Annotated in this window: 22 protein-coding genes, 1 tRNA gene and 2 pseudogenes; 9 read left to right on the top strand and 16 right to left on the bottom strand. The window is 58.6% G+C overall.

Annotated features, from left to right (window positions below; genetic code table 11):
• The 9 genes from M5C56_RS18265 to M5C56_RS18305 all read right to left on the bottom strand — a co-directional run bounded on the left by M5C56_RS18265 (position 1) and on the right by M5C56_RS18305 (position 9011).
• On the bottom strand, positions 1-1248 hold the full coding sequence (locus tag M5C56_RS18265; protein ID WP_103496958.1) for an MFS transporter: 1248 nt from the start codon (positions 1246-1248) through the stop codon (positions 1-3).
• 10 nt (positions 1249-1258) lie between these two features.
• A complete protein-coding gene (locus M5C56_RS18270; RefSeq protein WP_103496959.1) occupies positions 1259-2194 on the bottom strand; it encodes a transporter in 936 nt (311 codons plus the stop codon).
• A gap of 69 nt (positions 2195-2263) precedes the next feature.
• Positions 2264-3256, bottom strand: a complete 993-nt coding sequence (locus M5C56_RS18275) for a helix-turn-helix domain-containing protein (protein ID WP_103496960.1) — start codon at positions 3254-3256, stop codon at positions 2264-2266.
• Between the two features lie 124 nt (positions 3257-3380).
• Positions 3381-3767, bottom strand: coding sequence for a 4-carboxymuconolactone decarboxylase (gene pcaC / locus M5C56_RS18280; RefSeq protein WP_103496961.1), 387 nt, complete (start codon positions 3765-3767; stop codon positions 3381-3383).
• 14 nt (positions 3768-3781) lie between these two features.
• Positions 3782-5143: a 3-carboxy-cis,cis-muconate cycloisomerase gene (locus tag M5C56_RS18285; protein WP_103496962.1), complete on the bottom strand. Its 1362-nt coding sequence runs from the start codon at positions 5141-5143 to the stop codon at positions 3782-3784.
• Between the two features lie 39 nt (positions 5144-5182).
• Positions 5183-6532 carry an MFS transporter gene (locus M5C56_RS18290; RefSeq protein ID WP_103496963.1) on the bottom strand — a complete coding sequence of 450 codons (1350 nt, stop codon included), beginning with the start codon at positions 6530-6532 and terminating at the stop codon, positions 5183-5185.
• Between the two features lie 78 nt (positions 6533-6610).
• Positions 6611-7213: a protocatechuate 3,4-dioxygenase subunit alpha gene (gene pcaG, locus M5C56_RS18295; RefSeq protein WP_103496964.1), complete on the bottom strand. Its 603-nt coding sequence runs from the start codon at positions 7211-7213 to the stop codon at positions 6611-6613.
• Positions 7214-7225: 12 nt separating this feature from the next.
• On the bottom strand, positions 7226-7945 hold the full coding sequence (pcaH, locus tag M5C56_RS18300) for a protocatechuate 3,4-dioxygenase subunit beta (RefSeq protein WP_103496965.1): 720 nt from the start codon (positions 7943-7945) through the stop codon (positions 7226-7228).
• A 196-nt stretch (positions 7946-8141) separates the two neighbouring features.
• Complete coding sequence (locus M5C56_RS18305; protein ID WP_103496966.1) at positions 8142-9011, bottom strand: helix-turn-helix domain-containing protein; 870 nt, start codon at positions 9009-9011, stop codon at positions 8142-8144.
• Between the two features lie 155 nt (positions 9012-9166).
• On the opposite strand from M5C56_RS18305, the gene pobA reads away from it, so the two are divergent.
• The gene (gene pobA / locus M5C56_RS18310) at positions 9167-10351 is read left to right on the top strand and encodes a 4-hydroxybenzoate 3-monooxygenase (protein WP_103496967.1); all 1185 of its coding nucleotides are present in this window, start codon (positions 9167-9169) and stop codon (positions 10349-10351) included.
• 22 nt (positions 10352-10373) lie between these two features.
• On the opposite strand, the gene M5C56_RS18315 is transcribed toward pobA, so the two are convergent.
• Positions 10374-11672 carry an MFS transporter gene (locus M5C56_RS18315; RefSeq protein WP_103496968.1) on the bottom strand — a complete coding sequence of 433 codons (1299 nt, stop codon included), beginning with the start codon at positions 11670-11672 and terminating at the stop codon, positions 10374-10376.
• Between the two features lie 562 nt (positions 11673-12234).
• Between M5C56_RS18315 and M5C56_RS18320 the strand changes: the two genes are divergently transcribed.
• The gene (locus tag M5C56_RS18320) at positions 12235-13488 is read left to right on the top strand and encodes an OprD family porin (RefSeq protein WP_103496969.1); all 1254 of its coding nucleotides are present in this window, start codon (positions 12235-12237) and stop codon (positions 13486-13488) included.
• Positions 13489-13643: 155 nt separating this feature from the next.
• Positions 13644-14471, top strand: coding sequence for an NAD(P)-dependent oxidoreductase (locus tag M5C56_RS18325; RefSeq protein WP_103496970.1), 828 nt, complete (start codon positions 13644-13646; stop codon positions 14469-14471).
• Between the two features lie 89 nt (positions 14472-14560).
• Here M5C56_RS18325 and M5C56_RS18330 read toward each other — a convergent pair whose 3' ends face one another.
• Positions 14561-15061, bottom strand: coding sequence for an Lrp/AsnC family transcriptional regulator (locus M5C56_RS18330; protein WP_103496971.1), 501 nt, complete (start codon positions 15059-15061; stop codon positions 14561-14563).
• Between the two features lie 119 nt (positions 15062-15180).
• Here M5C56_RS18330 and M5C56_RS18335 point away from each other — a divergent pair, with 119 nt between their 5' ends.
• From M5C56_RS18335 to M5C56_RS18350, 4 genes are all read left to right on the top strand, one after another.
• Entirely contained in the window at positions 15181-16215 is a 1035-nt protein-coding gene (locus M5C56_RS18335; protein ID WP_103496972.1) for a histone deacetylase family protein, read from the top strand.
• A gap of 50 nt (positions 16216-16265) precedes the next feature.
• Positions 16266-17318, top strand: coding sequence for an ornithine cyclodeaminase (locus M5C56_RS18340; protein ID WP_103496973.1), 1053 nt, complete (start codon positions 16266-16268; stop codon positions 17316-17318).
• A 143-nt stretch (positions 17319-17461) separates the two neighbouring features.
• Complete coding sequence (locus M5C56_RS18345) at positions 17462-18877, top strand: amino acid permease (protein WP_103496974.1); 1416 nt, start codon at positions 17462-17464, stop codon at positions 18875-18877.
• A gap of 287 nt (positions 18878-19164) precedes the next feature.
• On the top strand, positions 19165-19653 hold the full coding sequence (locus M5C56_RS18350; RefSeq protein WP_103496975.1) for a hypothetical protein: 489 nt from the start codon (positions 19165-19167) through the stop codon (positions 19651-19653).
• A gap of 423 nt (positions 19654-20076) precedes the next feature.
• Here M5C56_RS18350 and M5C56_RS32390 read toward each other — a convergent pair whose 3' ends face one another.
• Positions 20077-20202: a hypothetical protein gene (locus M5C56_RS32390; RefSeq protein WP_281438828.1), complete on the bottom strand. Its 126-nt coding sequence runs from the start codon at positions 20200-20202 to the stop codon at positions 20077-20079.
• A 290-nt stretch (positions 20203-20492) separates the two neighbouring features.
• Positions 20493-20846, bottom strand: coding sequence for a helix-turn-helix domain-containing protein (locus M5C56_RS18355; RefSeq protein WP_103496976.1), 354 nt, complete (start codon positions 20844-20846; stop codon positions 20493-20495).
• A 101-nt stretch (positions 20847-20947) separates the two neighbouring features.
• Between M5C56_RS18355 and M5C56_RS18360 the strand changes: the two genes are divergently transcribed.
• Positions 20948-21694 (top strand): NAD(P)-binding domain-containing protein, encoded by a 747-nt coding sequence (locus M5C56_RS18360; RefSeq protein WP_103496977.1) that lies wholly within the window; start codon positions 20948-20950, stop codon positions 21692-21694.
• Positions 21695-21943: 249 nt separating this feature from the next.
• Here M5C56_RS18360 and M5C56_RS18365 read toward each other — a convergent pair.
• Both M5C56_RS18365 and M5C56_RS18375 read right to left on the bottom strand, forming a co-directional pair.
• Positions 21944-22030 (bottom strand) — tRNA-Leu (locus M5C56_RS18365).
• A gap of 697 nt (positions 22031-22727) precedes the next feature.
• Positions 22728-22874, bottom strand: a pseudogene (locus tag M5C56_RS18375) (ATP-binding cassette domain-containing protein); the annotation flags it as partial.
• A 315-nt stretch (positions 22875-23189) separates the two neighbouring features.
• Here M5C56_RS18375 and idi point away from each other — a divergent pair.
• Entirely contained in the window at positions 23190-23789 is a 600-nt protein-coding gene (gene idi / locus M5C56_RS18380) for an isopentenyl-diphosphate Delta-isomerase (RefSeq protein WP_103496979.1), read from the top strand.
• On the opposite strand, the pseudogene M5C56_RS18385 reads toward idi, so the two are convergent.
• Positions 23763-25040, bottom strand: a pseudogene (locus tag M5C56_RS18385) (ATP-dependent DNA helicase); the annotation flags it as partial. The gene idi and the pseudogene M5C56_RS18385 overlap by 27 nt on opposite strands.
• Positions 25041-25112 lie beyond the last annotated feature (72 nt).

Raw genomic sequence — 25112 nt, forward strand, 5'->3', positions numbered from 1 at the left:
CTATTTCAAGGACGATGGGGTGGATACGGCGGCGGCATTCGAGCGCTGACACGCCCACGCGGCAATCCCCCAAAGGAACGCGGCAGAGACACTGGCAAGCGCCAGCCATGCGATGGAATGGCGCAAGTCACCGGTAAACACACCCAGGGCAGCCACCACCAGGGGGCTGACGAACTGACCGAAATACAGACAGGCGGTGAAGCCACCCAGCCCCCGGCCACGGGTGCGAGCGCTCAGGGCCTCCATCACCGGCGCCATGACATTGGGCACCAGTAGCCCTGCGCCCAAGCCATGGATCAACACCGCCAACAGCACCTGCTCATAGCTTTGCCCGCGCATCAGCAGCCACAATCCGATCCCCAGCAACAGCAGCAATAACCCGTTGGTACCCGCGATCCCCAGACGCCGACGCAACAGTGGCCACGCCACAGAGCCGACCAGGGTCGCCAGCAGGCTCAGACCGGCGGACAAACCAATCAGGGTGCTCGACGTTACGCCGAGACCGACCAGCAAAATGGGGGTTTGTACCGGCACCACAAAGCACAAAACCATACCGCCGAGGATCAGCAGATAACCCACAACCAGCGGCAGGACCGCCACCCGTTCCGCTCCTTGTGCCTCAACGGACGGCTGAGCATGAACCGGTTCCCAGAGCACCTTGAGCATGGCGGGTACCAAGAGCAGCGGCAGTAGATAAAGAAGGAACGGCAAGCGCCAGGAATGCTCGCCCAAAGCGCCACCCAGGACGTAGAACAGCGCGCCGACCAGGCCGATGGTGACCACCTGGCGATTGATGTAGAGCAGGCGCTCCTCCCCCTGCCAATAGTCGGCGATCAGGGCCGCGCAACAGGTCATCACCGCGGCCTCGGCCACCCCAAACAGCAGGCGTACAGCAACAATCGAGAGCAGATCCCCGAGCAACGCCGGCAGCGCGCCGAGCAAGGCGTAGAGCACGGTGGCGAACACCAGCAGCGCCTTGCGCCCGACCCGATCGGCGAGCCAGCCGGCCAGGGGCGCGCACACGGCAATCGCCAGCGCCGGCCCGGTCACCGCCAACGGCAGCAGCACACCGGCCTGGGGATTGAGCGGAGCGAACTCGGCCCCCAGTTTGGGCAGGATCGGCGCGACCATCGCCGCGCCCATGATGGTCAGGCTACTGCCCAGCATCAGCACCAGCCCTTCACGGCCCCCCTTGGCCCGACGCGTGACAGGCGTCGGCAGAGTCGAAGCAGAATGCACATCGGTCATGATCCGGCCCTCAGAAGCTTTGGGAAACGCGCAAGGCGACGGTGTAGCCTTCGGCGCGGTTGCTCGCGCCCTGCTCTTTGTAAACGTGCAGCCAGAACGGCGGCAGTCCCGGCTTGAAGTAACTGAGCGCCGGCCCCACTGCCAGCACCCGGGCACGATTGCCGCGGGTCAAGCCCGGGGCATCGTCATCGGTGAACTGGCGGTAGTAATACCCGCCGATGCCGACTGTCCAGGGGCCGAAGTGTTGACCCACGGCGAACTCATGACGGTACTCCACGCCGTTCTTGTAGTGGGTGGCCGGGTTGCGCGTGTTGACGTCCAGCTCAAAGCTCGACGACACCTCGAAGCCGCTGTCGCTGATGTAGGTGCCGTTGACGATGGGGGAAAACGTCCAGTGATTGAGCCCTGGAGAAACCAGTCGGTTCTTGTCGTAGTCGCCAGTGGGAGTCTGGATCTGCAGCTGAGTGTTGATGAACAGGTTGGGCGACAGGTTCCATTGCAGAATCAGAGGCAGCAACTGCACATCGGCCATACGGAACGGATCGGCCGCCAGCTTCAATGGGCCGCCCGGTGTTGGCACCTCCAGAGAGGCATCCATCTTGAAGAAAGGCACCACCGCGCCAAAGCCGTATTTGGCACCCAACACGCTATAGTCCGTCATGCGCATATAGGCCAGGCCGAGGGACAGCACGTCGAGGGAGAACTTGTTGTCCACCGAGCGCCCCTGGCTGTCTTTCTGCACATGGGCCGAATAAAAGGCGGTGCGCAGGCCCAGGGTACCGAACGGCGTGGCCGGCGGCATCATCCCCGCCCCGAAGTCATAGACCCCCACGGCGGTGGTCGGTGCACCGTTTTCAGTCGCCTGCGCGGTGGCGCACAAACCGAACAGCGCCGAAGTGAGCAAGGTGACGCGGCGAATGCTTGAATTATTCTTGTGGTGATTCATCGAATGCCCCTCCCAATCAAATGGTGTGGGCCATCCTAGTAACGGTCCCGGGAAGCGGGTTATCCGTTTTCAGCACAGTTGATGGCGACGCAAGGTCTGCGATGGCGTCTCGCCGAACAGCGTCCGGTAATCGCTGGCAAAGCGACTCAGGTGCCAGAAGCCCCAACGTGCCGCCACCTCTTGCACCCCGTGCTCATAGGGGCGGTCACCCAGCTCGCGGCGCACCGCGTTGAGGCGCAGTGCCCGCAAGTAGGCCACGGGATTGATACCCAGGGTTTCCTGGAAACAGTACTGGAGTTTGCGCCGGCTGGCGCCGATGTGATTGCACAGGTCGAGGATCGACAGGGGCGCGTCCAGATGTCCCAGCGCATATTCCCGGGCACGATCGACCATGCGCTTGCGCGCCGTCGGATTGAGGGGTGGCGCCTGGTCCGGGGCCACCAGTTCCAGCAACCGCACCATCACCGCGTCGCGGATCCCATGACGAATCGCCTCATAACCCAGCAGGTTGTCGCGCCCCTGATCAGCACACGCCAACTCATCGAACAGCAGCGTCAGCTCGGCTTGCACCGAGGAAGTGCCCAAACGGTAACAACTGGGAAGATCGGTAATTCGAAACCTGCTGTCCTGGCGCTCCAGGACATGCTCCAGGGCCTGGATTTCAACCGCCACGCCCAACAGGTCCAGATGTTCGGGGATGCGCAGGTCAGGCAAATGCTCACCATGAGCCACCAGCAAGCTCTGCTCATGGATCGGATGCCCAGCACAAAACACCGGACCCTGTGAGCTCAGTGGCACGCTGAAGGTGATGGCCCCCGCCCAGGCGCTACCACTCTTGAGCATGGACTGATTGGTGCGGTCGCGCACCAGCTGCATCCAGCCGGCGCGGAATTCGATCAACTCGCCCTCGAAGCGCCCTGGCGTCATTTGGTCGTAACGCACCTGCCAGCCACCCATGTTACGCGCATGCTGATCGATATCATGGGTGTGATATCGCTGAATCGCTGAAGGCATGCTCGAAGTTGCCGTGGTGATTTCCACGGCTGAATTATTATTGTTCATGGACGGTTCCCGTTGAGCACACAAGGCTTACAGGCAGTTGCTCAGGCAAGTTCCATTCCGCGACATCGACCACTGGCGCTATTGTGCCGAAAATGGCTAATGACGACGCTGCAGTACCACTACCTCACGCCTGGGCATCCATCTCCGCCCAAACCGCCTCAGCCAGATGGAAGGTGGCGTTGGCCGCGGGAATGCCGCAATAGATCGCGCTCTGCATCAACACCTCCTTGATCTCGTCGCGGCTCACGCCGTTGTTTTTCGCCGCGCGCAAGTGCAGGCGCAGCTCCCCTTCGCGGTTCATGCCGATCAGCATGGCGATGGTGATCAGGCTGCGGGTGTGCCGTGGCAACCCGGGGCGGGTCCAGATATCGCCCCAGGCATGTCGGGTAATCATCTCCTGGAACTCGCCATTGAACGGCGTCAGATGTTCCAGACTACGATCCACATGGGCATCGCCGAGCACTTCGCGGCGCACTTTCATGCCGGCTTCATAACGTTGCTGTTCGTCCATTGCAGGATCCTTTTCTAAGGTTTGAAAGCGCGATGTTCGGCCAGCGCGCGTTGGACCCAGCGCTGTGACTGCCCCAGGTAATGAGCCGGGTCCAGCAGGCGGTCCAGCGCCTCGGCGGACAGTTGCGCGGTCACTTGCGGTTCGGCGCCGAGCACCTGGCGCAAGTGCTCGCTCTGCTCCACCGCACGGCGGCAGCATTGTTCGATCAGATGATGCGCCGCATCGCGGCCGATACGCTGGGACAAGGCAATGCTCACGGCTTCCGCCAGCACCAGCCCTTTGGTCAACTCCAGATTCTGCAGCATGCGCCCGGCGTCGACTTCCAACCCTGGCACCACCTGCAAGGCCTGTTGCAGCGAGCCGGACACCAGGCAACAGAGCTCCGGCAGGGTTTCCCATTCGGCATGCCACAGGCCGAGGCTGCGCTCATGTTCCTGCGGCATTGCGCTGAACATCGTCGCCACCAGCCCGGGGGCCCGGGTCGCCGCACCGATCATGACTGCCGCGGCGACCGGATTGCGCTTGTGCGGCATGGTCGAGGAGCCGCCCTTGCCCGGCGCGGCCGGCTCGAACACCTCACCCGCCTCAGTCTGCATCAGCAAACTGAGATCGCGTCCGACTTTGCCCAGGCTGCCGGCGATCAGCCCCAGCAGGCTGGCGAATTCCACCAGGCGATCACGCTGGGTATGCCAAGGCTGCTCAGGCAGGTGCAGACTCAACTCATCGGCCAGGGCTTCGGCCACCGTAAAAGCCTGGTCGCCCAAGGCCGCCAGGCTGCCGGAAGCCCCACCGAATTGCAGGCACAGCAAACGCGGTTTGACTTCAGCGAGACGCTGGCGATGGCGAGTGATAGCGCCCAGCCAACCGGCGATCTTCATGCCCAGGGTCACGGGTGTCGCCTGTTGCAGCCAGGTACGCCCGGCCAGCGGGGTGTTCGCGTGGCGCGCGGCCTGCTCGGCGAGCGCATCGGCCAAACGCTCCAGATCACCTTCCAACAGCGCAATGGCTGAACGCAGTTGCAGCACCAGGCCACTGTCCATCACATCCTGACTGGTGGCCCCCATATGCACGTAGCGCTCAGCGGTCGGGTTGGCCACGGCAATCTTCCTGCCCAACGCCTTGACCAGCGGAATCGCCGAATTGCCGGCATTACCGATGGCCACGGCCAACGCGTCGACATCGAACAGCTGCGCGCTACAGGCCGCTTCGATATCACCAACGACCTCCTGGGGTATCAACCCGGTGCTGGCTTGCGCGCGCGCCAGGGCGGCTTCGAAATCGAGCATGCCTTGCAACCGGCCTTGATCGGAAAAAATCGCCCGCATCGCCGGCTGGGTGAAATAGGCATCGAAAAGTTGATTCGTCGGTCTGTTCAAACCACAGCTCCAGGATTCATGAAAAACAGTGAGGCGCTCTCAGGTCGCGTCTGCATGGCTGACCAGCCCCTTGATCACCACCGCGAGGGTCGCCAAGGCCGCCGGCACTACCAGCGCGGTCAGCACCTGTTCGAAGTTCCAACCCAGGCCCAATAACGTCGCCCCGGCCCAGGCCCCGAGGATCGCACCAAAACGACCGATACCGAGCATCCACGACACGCCGGTGGCGCGACCCTGGGTGGGGTAAAAACGCGCGGCCAGCGATGGCATCGCCGATTGCGCGCCGTTGATGCACATGCCGGCCAACAGCACCAAGGCGGCCAATACACTGACATGGCCCAGGCTCTGCCCCACCAGCCAGGCGAAGACGCCGGCCAACAAGTAAGCAATGCCAATGACCTTGTGCGGGTTGAATTTATCCATCGCCCAGCCCACACCCACCGCACTGAGCACACCGCCGAATTGGAACAGCGCGCCGATAAAGGCCGACTGCTCCATGCTCGCGCCGCTGTCACGCATCAGGGTCGGCAACCAACTGGTCAACAGGTAGACGATCACCAAACCCATGAAATAGGTCAGCCACAGCAGCAAGGTACCGGCGCTATAAGCCCCGGAGAAAATCACCTTCAGCACGTTGCGGCTCTGCACCACCGTCTGTTCCGGCACGCTGAAGCCGGTGGCCGCCGCGACCTCCAGCGGCGCAATCGGCGCCAGCACCTGGCGAATCCGCTCCACGCCACGATTGCGCACCACCAGGAAGCGTGCCGACTCCGGTAACCGGAACAACAGCACCACGGCCAGCACCAGGGGCAGGATCCCGCCGAGCATCAGCAGGCTGTGCCAACCCAGCAGCGGAATCAGCTTCGCCGAGACGAACCCACCACAGGCCATGCCCAGATTGAAACCGCAGAACATGCTGGTCACCAGCAACGACTTGAGCCGCTCGGGGGTGTATTCGGAGAGCAGCGTGGTGGCATTGGGCATTGCCGCCCCCAGGCCCAGGCCGGTCAACAGACGCAGGGCCAGGAGTTGGTCGATATTGCTGCTGTAGGCCGACAGTAGACTGAACACGCCAAACAGAAACACCGCCACCACCAGCACCCCCTTGCGCCCGAAACGGTCGGCCAGGGGGCCGGAACCCAGGGCACCGAAGACCATGCCGATCAGCGCGGCACTCATCACCGGCCCCAGGCTGGCGCGATCGATGCCCCAGTCCTGGCTCAAGGCCGGGGCGATAAAGCCCATGGCCGCGGTGTCCAGGCCGTCGAGAAAGACGATCAGGAAACACAGGAGCACCACCCGCCATTGATAGCTGGACAGTGGCTTGGTGTTGATCAACAACTGAACATCAAGCGTGCCCGCCACAGGCACAGGGGCTAATAACGACATACAGACATTTCCTTCTTCTTATTATTATCGGGTCGCTTGCATCGGCAAGCGCCCTGCAACTGCACGCAAGCCACAACCTTAGAAGTCGAAGAACACCGTTTCCGCCTCGCCTTGGACATGAATGTCGAAACGATAGGCCAGCTTGCCGTCGACCGTGCAACGCCTGGCAATCAGGGTTTCACGGCGTTGCGGCTGTTCGATCAGATTCAATACCGGATCGAGCGCATTGGCCTGGGCCTCGTCGTCGAAGTACAGGCGGGTCTGCAAGTGGATATTGATGCCCCGGGCAAACAGCGAAACGTTGATATGGGCCGCCATGGGTACCCCCGCGGCGTTGTTCAACGTGCCGGGCTTGATGGTGTTCAGCGTCCACTCGCCGACATCCGTGGTCGCGGTGCGGCCAAAGCTGTTGAAGGGCTTTTCCAGGTTGTAATCGCTGTCATAGACGCCTTCGTGGTTGGCCTGCCAGAACTCCAGGAACGAATCGCGAATCAGATGGCCATTGCCGTCGTAGACGTGCCCCATCAGCAGAATATGCTCGCCCGGCGCACCGGGTTTGGCCATCTCGTTCCAGATTTCCTGCTCGCGGGGCGGGTTGCCGGCAGCCTCCAGCGCCAGGCCGATATGCACATAAGGCCCGGCGGTTTGCGAAGGGGTTTCAGGCAGAAGTTGAACGGGCATGTGCGTGCCTCCTCAGCGGTTTTCGAAGTGGGTCTTGCGCTGGCCGCGCAGAACGATATCAAAGCGATAAGCCAGGCAATCCATGGGATTGGCCAGGCTCATATCGAGCCTGGCGATCAGGCTCTGCACCGCTTCCGGATTGGCGATCGACTTGACGATCGGGCACATGGGGATAAGCGGATCGCCTTCGAAATACAGCTGGGTGATCAAGCGCGTGGCAATCGACGGGCCGCTGATGGAGAAGTGGATATGCGCCGGACGCCAGTCGTTGGGACCGTTGCGCCACGGGTACGGACCGGGTTTGACCGTGCGGAAACTGTAATGACCGTCACGGTCGGTCAGGGCCCGGCCAACGCCACCGAAATTCGGGTCGATGGGCGCCAGGTAGCTGTCTTTCTTGTGTCGGTAGCGACCACCGGCATTGGCTTGCCACATCTCCACCAGGGTATGCGGGACCGGCTTGCCGTATTGGTCACAGACGCGACCGGCGACGATGATGCGCTCGCCGATGGGCAGGCCGCCCTGGTTGAAGTTCAACAGCAGATCATTATCGTGCACGCCCATCTTCAAATGGGAGAAATCCGGGCCGCTGGTTTCCGACAGGGACTGGGGAATGCTCACCAGGGCCTGGCGCGGGGAACGCAGGATCGAGGTCTTGTAGTCAGGCGTCAGGGCTTTGGGGTGCCAATTGCGGTCACGAATGACGAAGCGGCTGTTGTCCGCATCAGACATGTCGGGCTCCTTATTGTTAGAGGTAAGAGCTGCTTGGATAGCAGTCTGTCCCTCAGTCTCCTTTGATAGTGCCCCCGCCAAAACTGAAAAAACCAACTTCATCCATATCCAAATGGTTATGGATAATGATCCTCGCCATATTCCAGCCCTACTTCGCGCAACACCTCCACACGCCGCCTTCGAGATCTGGCATCCGCTAACGCTGGATGCGGAATTGTTTCGGTGACTGCCCCGTGCCGCGCTTGAAAAAGCGCGAGAAGTAGGCCGGTTCGGAAAAGCCCAGGCTGTCCGACACCTGGTTTATGGTCATGGCGGTGTAGACCAGATCGCGCTTGGCTTCCAGCAGCAGCCGCTGGTTGATCATCTGCAATGCCGATTGCCCGCAGAGGCGTCGGCACAAGGCATTGAGGTGAGCCGTGCTGATCCCCAGCGTCGCCGCATAGTGCTCGATGGGTAGATGCTCGCGAAAGCGCAGTTCCAGTGTCCGGGTGAACATCTGCAAATGCTCGCGGCCCCGTTCAAGCGGCAAGGCGTCCGGCGGCGTGCGCTCCAGACTGCGGCGACTGAGCCAGATGGACAGCACCGTGATCAACGATTGCAGCATGGGATCACGGCCGGGCTGGTGTTCACCGTATTCCCGGGTGACGGCTGAAAACAGCGTGTCCAGATACGAATGCGCGGAGCCGATCGGGTAACAGGCCGCCGTGGTCAATACCGGACTGTTGAGCGAAGCGCCGAGTTGTTCGGCCAGGGGCTGTGCCAGGCTGAGTACGTGGCCTTGGATATCCTCGGAGAACTTGAAGGTGTGCACACACAGCGCCGGCACGACTTGCAGCGCAGCGGAATCGATGTGGTGGATCTCGTCTTCGACCTTCAGTGTCGCCTGCCCTGCCTGCACGTAGAGCAACTGCACCAGGTCGCTGTGCCGGTGGGGTTTGATTTCCCAGCCATGCAGTTTGCTGCGCTCGGGGATCGACTCGCAATGGATCAAGTCAGGGGTCGGCCAGGCGCCGGTCTCGCCGTAGAGCTTGAACACCGGAACAGGCACAGCGGATGATTTCGACATCTACCTCCCCTCCACAACGATCCACGAAAAGTCCATGGAATGCATCGGATATTGCCTTCATATCCGCACTTTAGCCACTAAAAATACAGGAGACAAAAACAACAGTGCCCGGCAAGGCCCAACGCCTTCAGCGGTACCAGACAGGACTACCCTCCATGAAAACCCAAGTCGCTATCATCGGCTGCGGCCCCTCTGGCCTTTTGCTCGGTCAACTGCTGCATCGTGCCGGCATCGACAACGTCATCGTCGAACGCAAGAATCCCGAATACATCCTCTCGCGAATTCGCGCCGGCGTGCTGGAACAAGGCATGGTCGATCTGTTGCGCGAAGCCGGTGTCAGCGCGCGCATGGATGCCGAAGGCCTGGTGCATGACGGCTTCGAACTGGCCTTCGACGGACGCTGTGAACGCATCGACCTCAAGGCACTGACCGAGGGCAGAACGGTCATGGTCTACGGTCAGACCGAAGTCACCCGTGACTTGATGGACGCACGCGCCGCCGTGGGCGCAACGACTCTTTACGAGGCCGAGAATGTGCAGCCCCACGGCATGCAGAGCGACAATCCTTACGTGACCTTCGAACATCACGGCGAGACCGTGCGCCTGGACTGCGATTACATTGCCGGCTGCGACGGCTTTCACGGTGTATCCCGACAATCGATACCGGCAGAGACGCTGAAGATTTTTGAACGGGTCTACCCCTTTGGCTGGTTGGGAATCCTGGCCGACACCCCGCCGGTCAGCCATGAACTGATCTACTCCAACCATGAGCGAGGCTTCGCCTTGTGCAGCATGCGCTCGCCGATGCGCACCCGTTATTACGTGCAAGTGGGCGCCGAGGAAAAGGTCGAGGACTGGTCGGACGAACGTTTCTGGGAAGAGCTCAAGCGCCGTTTGCCAAGCGCTATCGCCGAGCAATTGGTCACGGGCCCCTCGATTGAAAAGAGCATCGCGCCGTTGCGCAGCTTTGTCGTCGAGCCCATGCAATATGGTCGACTGTTCCTGCTCGGCGATGCGGCCCATATCGTTCCGCCCACCGGCGCCAAAGGCTTGAACCTGGCGGCGAGCGATGTCAGCACGCTGTACCGGATCCTGCTCAAGGTTTATCGCGAGGGTCGCACCGACTTGCTGGAGAAATACTCGCAAATCTGCCTACGTCGGGTCTGGAAAGCCGAACGCTTCTCCTGGTGGATGACCTCGATCCTCCACCGTTTTCCTGATACCGATACCTTCAGCCAGCGTATCCAGAAGAGCGAACTCGATTACTTCACAGGCTCGGCCGCCGGACGCAAGACGATTGCGGAAAACTATGTCGGGCTGCCCTATGAAGCCATCGAGTAGCGCCAGCGCCTGGGCACCCGGATCAACAGCCCGCTGCGGATTGAGCCACTCCAGGTGCTGCTGACTCGGGTTCTGGCGTAATCGCACGAGCGACATTCCAAACCACGATGGCAGCAACAATGTCAAAAATGGCCAGTACCACGAACAATGGGCTGTAGCCGATTCTTGTCACTAAAACGCCGAACACCAGTGTGAAGGCCGCGGCGCCCAGGTATCCGAACATACCGCCCATGCCCGTCGCCGTGGCCACCTCGTTTTTGCCGAAAGAGTCCGAAGTAATGGCATACAGCGCCCCCGACAAGGTCTGGTGGGCGAAGCCGCCTACACACAGCAACGCAATGGCCGTGTAAGGGCTGTCTACCAGGCCAATGCAGGCCGGACCGATCATGCAGGTACAGCCAAACAGCAACACCAGCTTGCGCGACGTAAACAGCGACACCTTGCAGTAGCGATGAAACAACGGGCTCAGGTAGCCCCCCAGCACACAGCCAATATCGGCTGCCAGGAAGGGCAGCCAGGCGAACATGGCGATCTCCTTGATGTTCATGTGCCGCTCGGTCATCAAGTACAAGGGGATCCAGGCATTGAACGTCTGCCAGGCGGGTTCCGAGAGAATTCGGGCCGAGGCAATCGCGTAGAAATTACGACTGGTGATGATCTTCTTCCAACTGCCTTTTTCCGGGGCGGCATCTTTGAAGTGAGATTCCTGGCCGGCCAGAATGTAATCACGCTCGGCGTCGTTCATATGGAGCTGATCACGCGGGTGCTTGTACAACAAAAGCCAGAGCCCGCTCCAGACGATACCCAGCCCACCGACGATCAGAAATGCCAATTGCCAGCCGCTTTGCAAAATGGCCCACACCACCAGCGGCGGCGCGAGCAGAGCCCCCACGGATGAGCCGATATTGAACCAGCCAATGGCGACCGAGCGTTCTTTGGCTGGAAACCATTCGGTGGTGGCCTTCACCCCGGCAGGCAGACCCGCAGCCTCGGTCAGTCCAAGCACGCCGCGTACAAATGCCAGACTTTGCCAGCCCGTAGCCAGTGCCGCCGAGGCACAGGCCGCCGACCAGGCTATGGCGAAAATGGCAAAGCCCATTTTGGTGCCAATGGCATCGATGATGTACCCGGCCACGGGCTGCATCAGCGCATAGCTGATTTGCCACGCGACCACGATGTGCGAGTACTGCTCGGTGGAAATACTCAACTCGCTCATCAGCGTTGGCGCGGCCACTGACAAGGTGTTGCGGGCTAGATAGTTGACGATCAGACCTGCTGTCACCAGCCCGACCATCCACCAACGGATGCCTTTGATTTTCATCCCTTCACCTTAATTATTTTTAGATTGGAGGTGTACATGCTCCGCGCCTGGCGGCAGGAGTTGTCCTTACTCTTAGGAAGCAAAATCGTCATACGTCATCGTACAACAAATCATTTTATAGCCAGTTCATCTCCGTGCTGTCAATCGGAAAAACAACCGCCTCTATTACAGACCTTACCCGTCCCTATTCAGGCTCCTTAAATACGGCTCTACCCGGTATCGCCATCGCTTGCTTTTCGGTCTATTGACAATAGCGCAGGGATATTTTAATAATCGAAATATGTTGTACGACAACGTATGTCAAAGATAAAAATAAAAAAGGAGATATTGATGACGCTTCCCTCCCATTACGCCCCTTTCCTCTCGCTGGCATCCAAAGGGCCGTTCGCTCCAAATCACGCGCACCTCCTTGAAAGCGATTTCATGAACCACCTAGCACGCTAGTCAGACACGACTCGACTCCCGTTCAAGTCGCCATGGTGGCCCCATACCGTTTTCCGCTCACAGAAGGCCATTCATGGCGCATGCGGAATGCGTTCGCTTAACAAGGAGCACAACAATAATGACAATCCGTCCTACTCGACTCACCACTACGCTCGCGGCGACAGGCTTGATCCTTGCCCTCCCGCAGACGTGTAGCGCAGAAGGCTTTCTCGACGATTCCCAAGCCGGCCTGAATCTGCGCAACGCTTACTTCAACCGAAACTTCACCAATCCGGCTCATAAGCAGAGCACCGCCGCAGAATGGACACAGAGCTTCATTCTTGATGCGCGCTCAGGCTTCACGCCCGGGACGGTCGGTTTCGGGATGGACGTTCTGGGCCTGTATTCGGTCAAGCTGGACGGGGGAAGAGGTACCGGCGGTACACAGTTGTTGCCACTGGACAACGACGGTGAGCCTGCCAGTAACTTCGGTCGACTGGGCGTGGCCGCGAAGGCGAAGATTTCCAGGACGGAGCTGAAGATCGGCGAATGGATGCCGGTGTTGCCGATCCTGCGCTCGGACGACGGTCGTTCGCTGCCGCAGACCTTTCGCGGCGGCCAGATCACCTCGAAGGAAATCGATGGCCTGACCCTTTACGGGGGGCAGTTCCAGGACAACAGCCCACGCAACGACTCGAGCATGACCGCCATGTCCATGAACGGTAAGCCGGGCATCACCTCCGACCGCTTCAACTTCCAGGGTGGCGAATACAGCTTCAACGACCAGCGCACCCTGATCGGCGTGTGGAATGCCCAGCTCAAGGACATCTACAGCCAGCAGTACATCAATCTGGTGCACAGCCAACCGCTGGGCGACTGGACCCTGGGCGCCAACCTCGGTTTCTTCTACGGCAAGGACGACGGCAGCGCCCGGGCCGGCGAACTGGAGAACAAGACCTGGTCCGGGATGTTCTCGGCCCGGTACGGCGGCAACACCTTCTATCTCGGCTTGCAGAAGCTCACCGGTGACAGCGCCTGGATGCGGGTCAACGGTACCAGCGGCGGTACCCTGGCCAACGACAGCTACAACAACAGTTACGACAACGCCCGGGAGAAATCCTGGCAGTTGCGCCATGACTACAACTTCGTCGCGCTCGGGATACCCGGCCTGACACTGATGAACCGCTATATCAGCGGGGACAATGTCCACGCCGGAGGCCGGGACGATGGCAAAGAGTGGGGACGGGAATCGGAGCTGGCCTACACCATACAAAGCGGAACACTCAAGAATCTCAACGTGAGATGGCGTAACTCGAGCATTCGCAGCAACTTTAATATCAATGGTTTCGATGAAAATCGCCTTTTCATCAGCTACCCGATCTCCCTGCTCTAAAACCGCAGATGCTGAAGCCTTGGCCGCGGACCTGGTGCGGCCGAGGCCATCTTGCCTGCAACCCGCGTTGACAGCCTTGAAAGTGGCTGCCGACAATCAAACACTTTGTACGACAACCCACAATGCAACCATGAATACCTGAGAGTGACCCACCAATGACGACCGAAACGACGGCGCATCAACCCTTTAATCGCCTTCTGTTGACAGGTGCCGCAGGCGGACTCGGCAAGGTACTTCGCCAGCGCCTGCGCCCGTTCACCAGGATTCTGCGCCTCTCCGACATTACTGAAATGGCACCCGCGCTGGACAAGAGTGAAGAGCTTCAGCTCTGTGACCTTGCCGACAAACACGCCGTTGACCAATTGGTCGAAGGCGTGGATGCCATCCTGCATTTTGGCGGCGTTTCGGTGGAGCGCCCCTTCGAAGACATACTCGGCGCCAACATCTGCGGCGTATTCCACATCTATGAAGCAGCACGTCGCCACAATGTAAAACGAGTGATTTTCGCCAGCTCCAATCATGTGATCGGTTTCCACAAACAGGGCCATCGACTGGATGCACACTCCCCGCGTCGCCCCGACAGCTACTACGGTTTGTCCAAGTCGTACGGCGAAGACATGGCCAGCTTCTATTTCGATCGCTACGGCATTGAGACCGTCAGCATCCGTATCGGCTCTTCGTTCAGCGAACCGCAAAACCGCAGAATGATGAGCACCTGGTTAAGTTACGGTGACCTGACCCAATTGATCGAGTGCGCGCTGTATGCACCGAACGTAGGTCATACAGTGGTCTATGGCGTCTCGGACAACCAGAACCTGTGGTGGGACAATTGCCATGCCGCGCATCTGAATTTCAAAGCCCGGGACAGCTCCGAGCCATTCCGCAGCCAGGTCGAGGCTCAACCGATGCCGCCGGCAGATGACCCCAGCCTGGTCTACCAGGGTGGTGCCTTTGTGACGTCAGGCCCCTTCGGCGATGACTGAGGCCGTTTTTTTCCGAAGAGGCCTTGAACAAAAAACGACAGGTGCTACGTCAAAGGATGGTTGGAAAATGTGATTTAACCACTGCCAATTCACTCTTTGCTCGATTTGGGTATCGCTATACGGCTACTGGTCTTGACCTCGCGTAAAGCCAGACTGGACTGGATGGACGCAATACCCACCTGACGCCTGAGCACCTGCTCGATGAAGTCACTGTAGCTATCAAGATCCTCCGCCAACACTTGCAACACATAATCGGCATCGCCGGTGATCTTGTGACAGGACAACACCTCAGGCAATTGCGCAATCACCGCCTCGAAGGCGTCCGGTGCATGATCGGCATGGGTGGAAAAACGAATGTGCACGAACGCCATGATATCCAGCCCGAGCATTCGCCGATCAAGGTTGGCCTGATACCCCTTGATGACCCCGGCCTCCTCCATTCTCTTGCGCCGCCGCCAGCAAGGCGTAAGGCTCAATGACAGCCGCTCACTGAGTTCAGAGTTGGAAATACTGGCGTCCTCCTGCAACAACTCAAGAATCGCCAGGTCGGTCTCATCGAGACTGATGCGCTTGGATATTTTTTTCTGCATGACGCCATTCCTGAGTAGAAACGCCCGAAAAATCTAGAAAACCACGAAAACAAAGCAAAGAAATCGCATCCCAGCCGGAACAGAATATTTGCACTGGCTTAGATTAACGGATGCGCAGAATGTTTACAGTTTTCAGTGATTCCCACCGTTTGCACCACGGCACCGAATTGAAAGACGGCGTGCTCAAGCCGTCGTTCGAACAGCCCAGTCGGGCCGATACCGTCCATAACCGCGTCAAGCAGGTAGGCCTTGGGCAGATCATCGAACCGCGTGCATTTGACCGCACGTGCTACGTCAACGCGCACAGCGAGCGCTATGTCAGCTTTCTGGAAAGTGCCTGGACAGAATGGTGTGCGACCGGACGTACCCACGATGCCCTGCCGCTGGTATGGCCGGTGCGCGACCTGGCCAACGAGCAAGTGCCGAGCTTTATCGACGGCAAGCTTGGTTTCTATGCCATGGACGCTGGCTCCCCCATCACCGCCACCACATGGCAAGCGGTAAAAACCAGCGCTGATATCGCGTTGACCGGACTGGCGCTGATTGATGAAGGCCACGACAGTGCCTTTGCCCTTTGCCGCCCGCCGGGCCATCACGCAGCGCGCGAATACATGGGCGGCTACTGCTATCTGAACAACGCGGCCATTGCCGCACAGCAGGCCATTACCCAAGGCGCCAAACGTGTCGCCGTACTGGACGTCGACTTTCATCATGGCAACGGTACCCAGAACATTTTCTACGGGCGCAGTGATGTCATGTTTGTCTCGCTGCACGGCGAGCCAGCGGTGTCCTATCCGTACTACTCAGGCTTCAGCCACGAAGTCGGCGCGGGTGTGGGCGAGGGTTACAACTTCAACTATCCACTGCCGAAAAACACCACGTGGGAAAGCTACCGCAACGCCCTGCTCCACGCCTGCAAAAAGCTCCAGCAGTTCGCGCCTGAAGTGCTGGTGATTTCACTGGGTGTCGACACGTTCAAGGACGACCCCATCAGCCACTTCCTGCTGGAGAGCGAGGATTTCATCGGTATCGGAGCGCTGATCGCGAGCGTCGGCAGCCCCACCCTGTTCGTGATGGAAGGCGGCTACATGGTCGATGAAATCGGCATCAATGCGGTCAACGTGCTGCACGGTTTCGAGAGCAAACGCAGCTGAGCCATCCCCCGTTCTACAGCCTTTCAATTACTGGATCGGAGAATAAGAGCATGACACTTTTTATAGATGTCGATGATGCTGCACGCCTGTTCACCCAGGTCGGCATCCGCCGGGCCATCCGCGAAATGGCGGGCTACATCGAAGCGGACTACGCACGCTGGGCGCAATTTGATAAATCGCCGCGCACGGCCAACCACTCGGCAGACGGTGTGATCGAACTGATGCCCACCGACGATGGCCAGCAGTATTCGTTCAAATACGTGAATGGCCACCCGGACAACGGCCAGAGGAACTTGCTGACGGTCATGGCCTTCGGTCTTCTGGCTGATGTGCAGAGTGGCTATCCAACCCTGCTCAGCGAACTGACATTGACCACCGCCGTGCGTACCGCGGCAACCTCCGCGCTCGTTGCACAGTCGCTCGCCCGCCCGGGTGCAACCTCGATGGCCATCATCGGCAATGGTGCCCAGAGTGAATTCCAGGCGCTCGCGTTTCATGAAATGTTGGGCATCAACGAAATCCGCATTTTCGATATCGATCGCGACGCTTCACTCAAGTTGAAGTACAACCTGGCGGCGTACCCGGAGATCAAAGTGATTCTGGCCCGCTCTGTGAAGGAAGCGGTCAAGAATGCGGATATCGTCACCACGGTCACCGCCGACAAAGCCTACGCAACGATTCTGACACCCGAGATGATCGAGCCCGGCATGCACATCAATGCTGTCGGCGGTGACTGCCCGGGTAAAACCGAACTGCACGCCGACATCCTGCGCAACGCCCGGGTCATCGTGGAGTTCGAGCCGCAAACACGCATTGAGGGCGACATTCAGCAATTGGAAGCCGACTCCCCAGTGGTCGAGTTTTTCCGGATTGTGCAGGGCGAAGTTCCCGGACGCGAGAACGATACGCAGGTCACTATCTTCGATTCGGTGGGTTTTGCCCTGGAAGACTTTTCATCACTGCGCTACGTGCACGACCTGGCGCGGGAGCATGCCATCGGTGAGCGCATCCATCTGGTACCGACGCCTACCAACATCAAAAACCTTTACCAACTGCTGGATCCGCAACCGGCAAAAGCCTCGTGTCTGCGCACAGTCAGTTGATCTGTAATGGCCGCCTCCAAGCGACTTTGCGAGGGGGACATTCCCCCTCCAGCCACAGCTGTCATTCGCCTGCATCTCTAACAAGAACGCTCGACACCTACTTTCTGCCAAAACTCAAAAACATAAAATCAAGAGGTTTTGAAATGAAATCGACCCCCTCCGGGCTGCTTGAACAGCCCGCGCTGCAGCGTACGCTCAGTAATCGTCACATCCAGTTAATGGCCATGGGCGGTGCCATCGGTACAGGTCTGTTCATGGGCTCCGGGAAGATCATCGCCCTCTCCGGGACCTCGATCATCCTCATCTACATGATCATTGGTCTGTTCGTTTTTTTCGTCATGCGTGCCATGGGCGAAATGCTCCTTTCCAACTTGAACTTCAAAACCTTTGCGGACTTTGCCGGTGCCTACCTGGGCCCGCGCGCGGCATTCTTCCTCGGCTGGTCGTACTGGCTGAGCTGGAGCGTGGCGGTGATAGGCGATGCCGTTGTGGTCGGTGGATTTTTCCAATATTGGTTCCCCGGGGTACCTGCGTGGATACCCGCCGTGGGGATGCTGGCGACACTGTTCGCGCTAAACGTGCTGACGGTCAGGCTTTTCGGTGAGGTGGAGTTCTGGTTCGCGATCATCAAGATCATTGCCGTCTTGACCTTGATCTGCGTCAGCACCGTGCTGATTGCCACCTCCTTCGTGTCCCCCAGTGGTGTAACCGCTTCCCTGAGTCACCTGGTGGATAAACAGGCGGCCTTCCCCAACGGCTTGTTCGGTTTTTTTGCCGGATTTCAGATGGCCATTTTCTCATTCGCCGGCACCGAGTTGATCGGCACCGCAGCCGCCGAAACCCGATCTCCGGAGCAGACCCTGCCCAAGGCAATCAACTCCATTCCGCTGCGGATCATCCTGTTCTACGTACTGGCACTGACCTGCATTATTGCCGTGACGTCGTGGCAGCAGGTTTCTCCCATCAAGAGCCCTTTTGTCGAACTGTTCCTGGTTGCAGGTTTTCCCGCAGCAGCCGGTATCGTCAACTTTGTGGTGCTGACGTCTGCGGCATCATCGGCCAACAGCGGCGTATTCTCATCGAGCCGCATGCTGTTCGGGCTGGCCAACCAGAACAACGCTCCGGGGATTTTCCGGCAACTGTCGAGTAACAGCGTGCCGCTGCTGAGCCTGGCGTTCACCACGCTATTGATGCTGGTGGGGGTGCTGGTGCTGTTCATCGTTCCGGAAGTCATGACCGCCTTCACCATCGTCTCCACCGTGTCGGCGATTCTGGTAATTTTCACGTGGTCGACCATCCTCGCGTCTTATATTGCCTATCGCAAAACTCGTCCTGAACTGCATGCGAAATCGATCTACAAAATGCCTGGCGGCGTGCCTATGGCCTGGCTCTCCCTGGCCTTCCTGAGCTTTGTTCTTTGTCTGCTAGCATTGAGACCAGATACCCGAATTGCCTTGATGGTCATGCCGGGGTGGTTCATATGGTTGGCAATTGCATACCAGTTGACCTGCTCCAGAAAACCCAAACTCGCTGACGGTTCGGCAAATCAATACAGCTGATGTTCAAAATACACTGAAGGCCAGCCCAACAGCGCCCCGACTTGTTCGGGGCGTTTGTTTTTATGCGAGTAGCAGACGAAAAAAGGCCTTTAGCCCATTAACACCATCAACTGGCAGGCTCATGAGTCAGGTTTACGCTTTTCATAAGCTTGCCCACACTCACGGAATCAAACCTGCTCTCACGAATTTTGTCAGCACCACTACTGCCGGGCTGTAGGCGATCACACATGAATTCAAGAAAGCCTTTCCTGGGACGATACAAAAACTCCACTAAAAGGATTTTCACTATGCGTTTTCGTGCTGCAAGCAAACTCTTCATCTTGGCCTTTCTAACGGCAACCGCCACCGCTGCACAGCCAAGTGCTACCGACTCCTTTCCACATATTCCAGCGATGAGCCATCAAACAATGACCTACAACGGGAAGGTCATTTACGAAGCGGACGTAGATCAGAACGATCCAAACCTCAAGCCATTTTTTCTCCAAGTGAGGGTCGATTCCTATTCTGGTAACTGCACCAGCATCGTGGGCCATGTTGCAGCTGCCGCCTCAAATGATACAGGTGAGAGGGGAAGGGCATCATCTGCATACATCAGTTGCGTAGTGACAGAGCTCTCCTCTGATGGCCAAGCGAAAGCCGATATCGTTTATGACTTCCAGAATCAGGAGCGCAACGTACACGAGTCCGGCCATGTCAAAGCCAATTTGCAGGTAGGGAGAGAATACAAGACCGTAAGCAACGGCTCGCAAGTCACTCTTCTTATGCGTACCTACTGAGTACGAGAGCGGCCGAGATGATCAAAGCCAGTATCCTTGGGATCACTGTAAGCGAGTCCATAGCTGCCTCAACCGGTGCGCTTCGGAGCAGACAAGCATGCATTGATCAGACCTGGCCAGGCATCCAGTGTGGATGGAGTGCCAGTAACGGTTGACCCAAGAGCAGTAGTAACTTCCGCCCTCCCAAAAGTCGGCCAGGAGGCCCTATCTGTCGTTCTACACGGATGAAAACGAAGCGATTGTAGTCACGGATACGCTTTTACATTACTCCGTCGACACGCCCCCAGGCTACGTCAATAAAGCCATTGCAGTCCCGCACATGCGCATGATCATTGCAGCGACAGACTCCGCCCTGCTTTTCAGTCGCTGGGGCGGCCTTGTGAATTACCAAGGTGCTTCCCTCAATGTAGATGAGGTCGATGCTCATGCATCCCTGGCGCTGTCCAGGTAGTTGCGCGGCTGTTTGAGGTCGGTGCGAATCTTCGTATTGATCCGGAAATCACGCTCACGGAGGATCGAACGATCGGCGTCGGAGGCCGGCACGAACACGGCTAACCAAATCCTCGCCGGCGCCGAGCGCCAGGCACAACTTGAGGCAGCAAGCCGTGAAGCAACGCAGGAAGCGCGAGAAGGAAGCAGCCAAGAACGCGACCCTTGGTATCGAGAAGTTCACGGTTGAGGTCGCTGGTGTCTTCAAGAAAGACCTGAAGCGCGTGATGAAAGAACACGGCATCAACAACCAGCAGGACGTTCACCAGCGGCGTAAGCGTCCGGCAAACTCGTCTCGACAGCTATTTTCTAGGGGCAGAGCGTACTGTGCGGCGGATACTCGACCGCGATCAAATGTGATCGCGCCTCATCTCGGCCCACTCGATCAATGCCTGGATCGACGGCCCGAGTGCATGCCCGATCTGGGTGAGCTGGTACTCCACCCGGGGTGGCACTTGCGGGTACACCGTGCGCAGCACGATGCCATCCTTTTCTAACTGCTTCAGCTGTTGAATCAGCATCTTCTGATTGATGCCCTCGATCAACTTCTCTAGATCCGAGAAGCGAAGCGCACCTTTGGCTGCGAAAAGTTGGCACAAGATGATGATTTTCCATTTCCCTTCCAGCACGCGAAGAGTCTCAGTCGTTGCTTCGGCCCAATTCAGCCGATTTTGCGGATCACCGCAATCCCAGTCCCGTTCCATTTCTTTCTCGAAGGTGTGCTGCCCACCTTTTGGTGGGTACTTACCATTATTACACCAGCCCCCTAGAATCGGTGCAAGCAAACGATTACTGAGGCTTAACCATGAAAATCGGCATCATTGGAACGGGTAACATCGGCGGCACCATCGCTCATAAGCTACGAGCTGCTGGCCATGAGATCCGAGTGGCAAATTCTGGAGGTGTCAGCGGCGTTCGTGCATTCGCCGATGAGATTGGAGCAGAACCTGTAGACATTCGAGGCGCAGTGGATGGGGCGGATGTGGTAGTGCTGTCGATACCTTTACCAGCGTTAAGCGCACTCCCTTCTGACCTCTTTACCTCCGTACCCGACAGCATCCCAGTGGTCGATACCAGCAACTACTACCCTGGTTTGCGCGATCCCCGCATCGCTGAAATTGATCAAGGGATGACGGAAAGCGTCTGGGTTACGAAGCAGATTGGGCGCCCGGTAATCAAGGCTTTCAACAATGTGCTCGCCTACACATTGGCAGAGTTGGGCGTTCCGGAAGGTACACCAGGTCGCTTGGCAGCAGCGGTAGCGGGTGACGATGAGAAAGCCAAAGAAACAGTGATGGCTCTGGTAGATCAAGTAGGTTTCGATCCGGTAGACGGAGGCTCGCTTGAGGAGTCCTGGAGACAACAACCGTCTACACCTAGCTATTGCTGTGATTACGATGCTGAGACTATGCGCAGGGCGTTATCGGCAGCTATCAAAGGGCAGGCAGTCGCTAAGCGAGATCGATTGCCTGAGCACTTCCAGTGGCTGGGGCCGAACCCGTCCCATGGCGACGTGGTAGCCATGAATCGATCCTTCAATCCACTCGATTAAGATTTGCTGAGCATGGAGCACGCTCAAGTATGACTGATCGTTTGAGACCATGGATGAATCCAGCATTGGGGTAACAGCATTCCAATATCACTTGCCCGCTGCGTCGTTCAATGACCGAGCAGTACATTCGAAATCGGAAAGGCAAAAAAGTGTCGCCGACAAGATGAATTGCGGACCTTCTTCAAAATTACGGACCAGAAACGAACAAGGGTTTGCATCAGCTTTCGCTCGCAAACCCTTGATTTTAGATGGTGCCCGAAGCCGGAATCGAACCGGCACGCCCTTACGAGCGGGGGATTTTAAGTCCCATGCGTCTACCAGTTTCGCCATTCGGGCGGTAGCGCGGTGAAGCGGTCTACGCAGCGGCTCATTACGAGTCAGAGGGCTCCAAAACCTGCAAACCAACCTGGCGCCTGCGCGACAAGGGGACGAATATATACATCCCCACCCGGCGAAGCAAGTTTGCTGACGTCAATTCCCCACGCCACACACATTTCGCAACCATCTGATTTTCAACGAATTGCCCGGCACCTGGCATGCCTCGAACCAGGACGCCCCCTCAAGGACCCTCCCACCTGGCCAAGTCATTGGATTTCCAAAGGTTATGCATCAAATTGATATCAGGCTGTAATTATTTCATCACAAACGGCCGCCATAATCGGGCACTGCCAAAGGATCTGGCCCCATCCCAAGAAGCCCGCACATGCGGGCTTTTTGCTGTCTGGCCGACAGCGCTGGGCCTCCAAGCCCACAAACAAGGCTAAAGCACCCGCCCATCCCAACCAACCGTCACGTTACCCGGCAATTCTTGACGATGCTGCAGCAACCAGGCATCCAACGTATGCCCGACATGGGTCAACACGCCCTGCCCTGGCTTTAATTCTTCGATGCACTGCAATGCCAGCGTCAAATCATTGTGATTACGCGGTGCCTGGGGCTGCGGCGGCATCGAACAATCAAGCACCAACACGTCGAGGGCTTCGCGTTGCAGCCAGGCCGTCGTCGCCGGCGGCAAGCCGACAGTGTCGGTGAAGTGACGCAACAAGGTCGACTTGCCGGAGCCGGAAGCACCAATCAGCGCGACCATTTCACCGACCGCGATGGTGAGGTGGAGATCGACCAAGGCGCTCTTTCGCGCAAAGGTCTTGTTCAGATGTTCGACACGGATCGCTGGATGCATGGGCCGCTCTGTCTGGTTGAGCAGCCATCCCTGGCCACGTTTGAGTTCAAACGACTCTAGGCAGGCGGGGTGTCAGGTAGATGACCTGAACAAAACGTGGGAATAAACGTTTGATGAAGGTTTGATGAAAGGTTGAGCGGGGACGCCCGAAGGGCACACGCCAGCTTTAGACGAACGGCCAAGCCGAATGCCCGCAGCTCCTTGCACTTGGGCAAACGCGATCTATTGTCTCCCAATATCACTCAAGAAAACCTGAGCCCCCTATTCTGGTCGGCAGTACCGTCCAGTGACAACGACACCTCGGAGTCCGAGTCGATGGAAGAAACCCTCATTCTGGTGGATGAGGATGATTGCGAAACCGGCAGTGCGCACAAACTGTTCATCCATCAACAGGGCCTGCGCCATCGGGCTTTCTCGATCTTCATTTTCGACGAGCAAGGCCGCTTGCTGCTGCAGCAGCGCGCCCTCGGCAAATACCATTCGCAAGGCCTATGGACGAATAGTTGCTGCGGCCATCCACGCCTGGGTGAACAGACCCTCGCCGCCGCGCAACGGCGTTTACTCGAAGAAATGGGCTTGACCTGCCCCCTGAAGAGCGTTGCCTCCCTGCTCTATCGGGAGCAGGTTTCGAACGACCTGATCGAGCATGAATTCGATCACCTGTTCGTCGGTACCAGCGACACCCCACCCGTCGCCAATCCCGATGAAGCCCTGGCCTGGGCCTGGTTGCCGCTGTCCGACATTCCGCGGCGCATTGCCGCCGAGCCGGAAAAGTACACGGTCTGGTTTCAAAAGATCTTCGACACCTACACCCTCGCGGGTCTTCGCGCCTGGCAAAAAATCGCTCTCGCGGCATCCTCGACCGGCCACGCCAGGGCCACGCAGTTGTCAGGCCTGCCACCAACGCGGCAATAGCTGCCGGACCTTGGCCTCGGCAAAACGATCGTCGATCAGCATCACCACGCCGCGATCCTGCTCGCTGCGAATCACCCGGCCCGCCGCCTGCACGACTTTCTGCACGCCCGGGTACAGGTAGGTGTAGTCATACCCCGTGCCGAACAGTACAGCCATGCGTTGCTTGATCTGTTCGTTGACCGGGTTCAGTTGCGGCAACCCAAGGGTCGCGATAAACGCGCCGATCAGTCGCTGACCAGGCAAGTCGATGCCCTCGCCAAAGGCCCCGCCGAGGACCGCGAAGCCAATGCCCTGGCTGTGCTCGGTGAACTGCCCGAGAAAGGCCTGGCGCTGGCTTTCCTCCATGCGTCGCGATTGCAGCCATAGCGGGATCTGTGGATGAGTCTCGGTCAACAGCTGCGCCACCTGCTGCAGATAGTCGAAGCTGCTGAAGAACGCCAGGTAGTTGCCGGGACGCCCGGTGAACTGTTCGGCCAGCAACTCGACAATAGGCGCCAAAGAGGCCTGGCGATGGACGTAGCGGGTGGAAATCTGGCTGATGATCCGCAGGTCCAGTTGCTCGCGCTTGAAGGGCGACTCGACATCGATCCACGCGGTGTCCGCCGGCAGGCCCAGCAGGTCGGTGTAGTAGCGCCGGGGGCTCAGGGTCGCGGAAAACAGCACGCTGCTGCGGGACGCCGTCAGTCGTGGACGGAGGAAGCCGGCCGGCACCACATTGCGCAGGCACAGTTGCGAACTGCGGCGCTGGCCGTTCTCGCGCAGGCTGATGTCGAACAGGTAATGCTCGTCGAACAACTCCCCTACCCGTGAGAACTGCAGCAGCTCGAAATAGAAGCCCTGGAGTTCGCCATCGACACCTTGCGGGTGTTCATTGAGGTAGTCGCCGATGGCCGACACGCACAAGCCAATGGCGTTCAGCAGCTTGGCGGGCGCCTGCCCATAGGCCTGATAGGGGCTGACCTGCTCCTTGTGCAAGGCATTCCACTCGCGGTTCAAACGCTGGAACGACTTTTTCAAAGCCTCGGGGATGTTGCGCCGGACACTACTCAGCACCTGCTGGTCGAGGCTCGCGCTGTACATCTGCCGTCCGCGCTCCACCAGGTTGTGGGCTTCGTCCACCAGCGTCGCCACCCGCCACTGGTTGGCCTGGGCCAGGCCGAACAGCAGCGCGCTGAAGTCGAAGTAGTAGTTGTAGTCGGCGACCACCCAATCGCTCCAGCGGGCCATTTCCTGGCTCAGGTAATAGGGGCACCCATTAGCCGGTCTCGAGTCAAGGCTAAAAGCCAACTCGCTCTGCAGTTTTTAACTGCAGAGTTTTCCCTA

This window comes from Pseudomonas sp. MWU13-2862, assembly GCF_023242495.1.
GTDB lineage: Bacteria > Pseudomonadota > Gammaproteobacteria > Pseudomonadales > Pseudomonadaceae > Aquipseudomonas > Aquipseudomonas gingeri_D.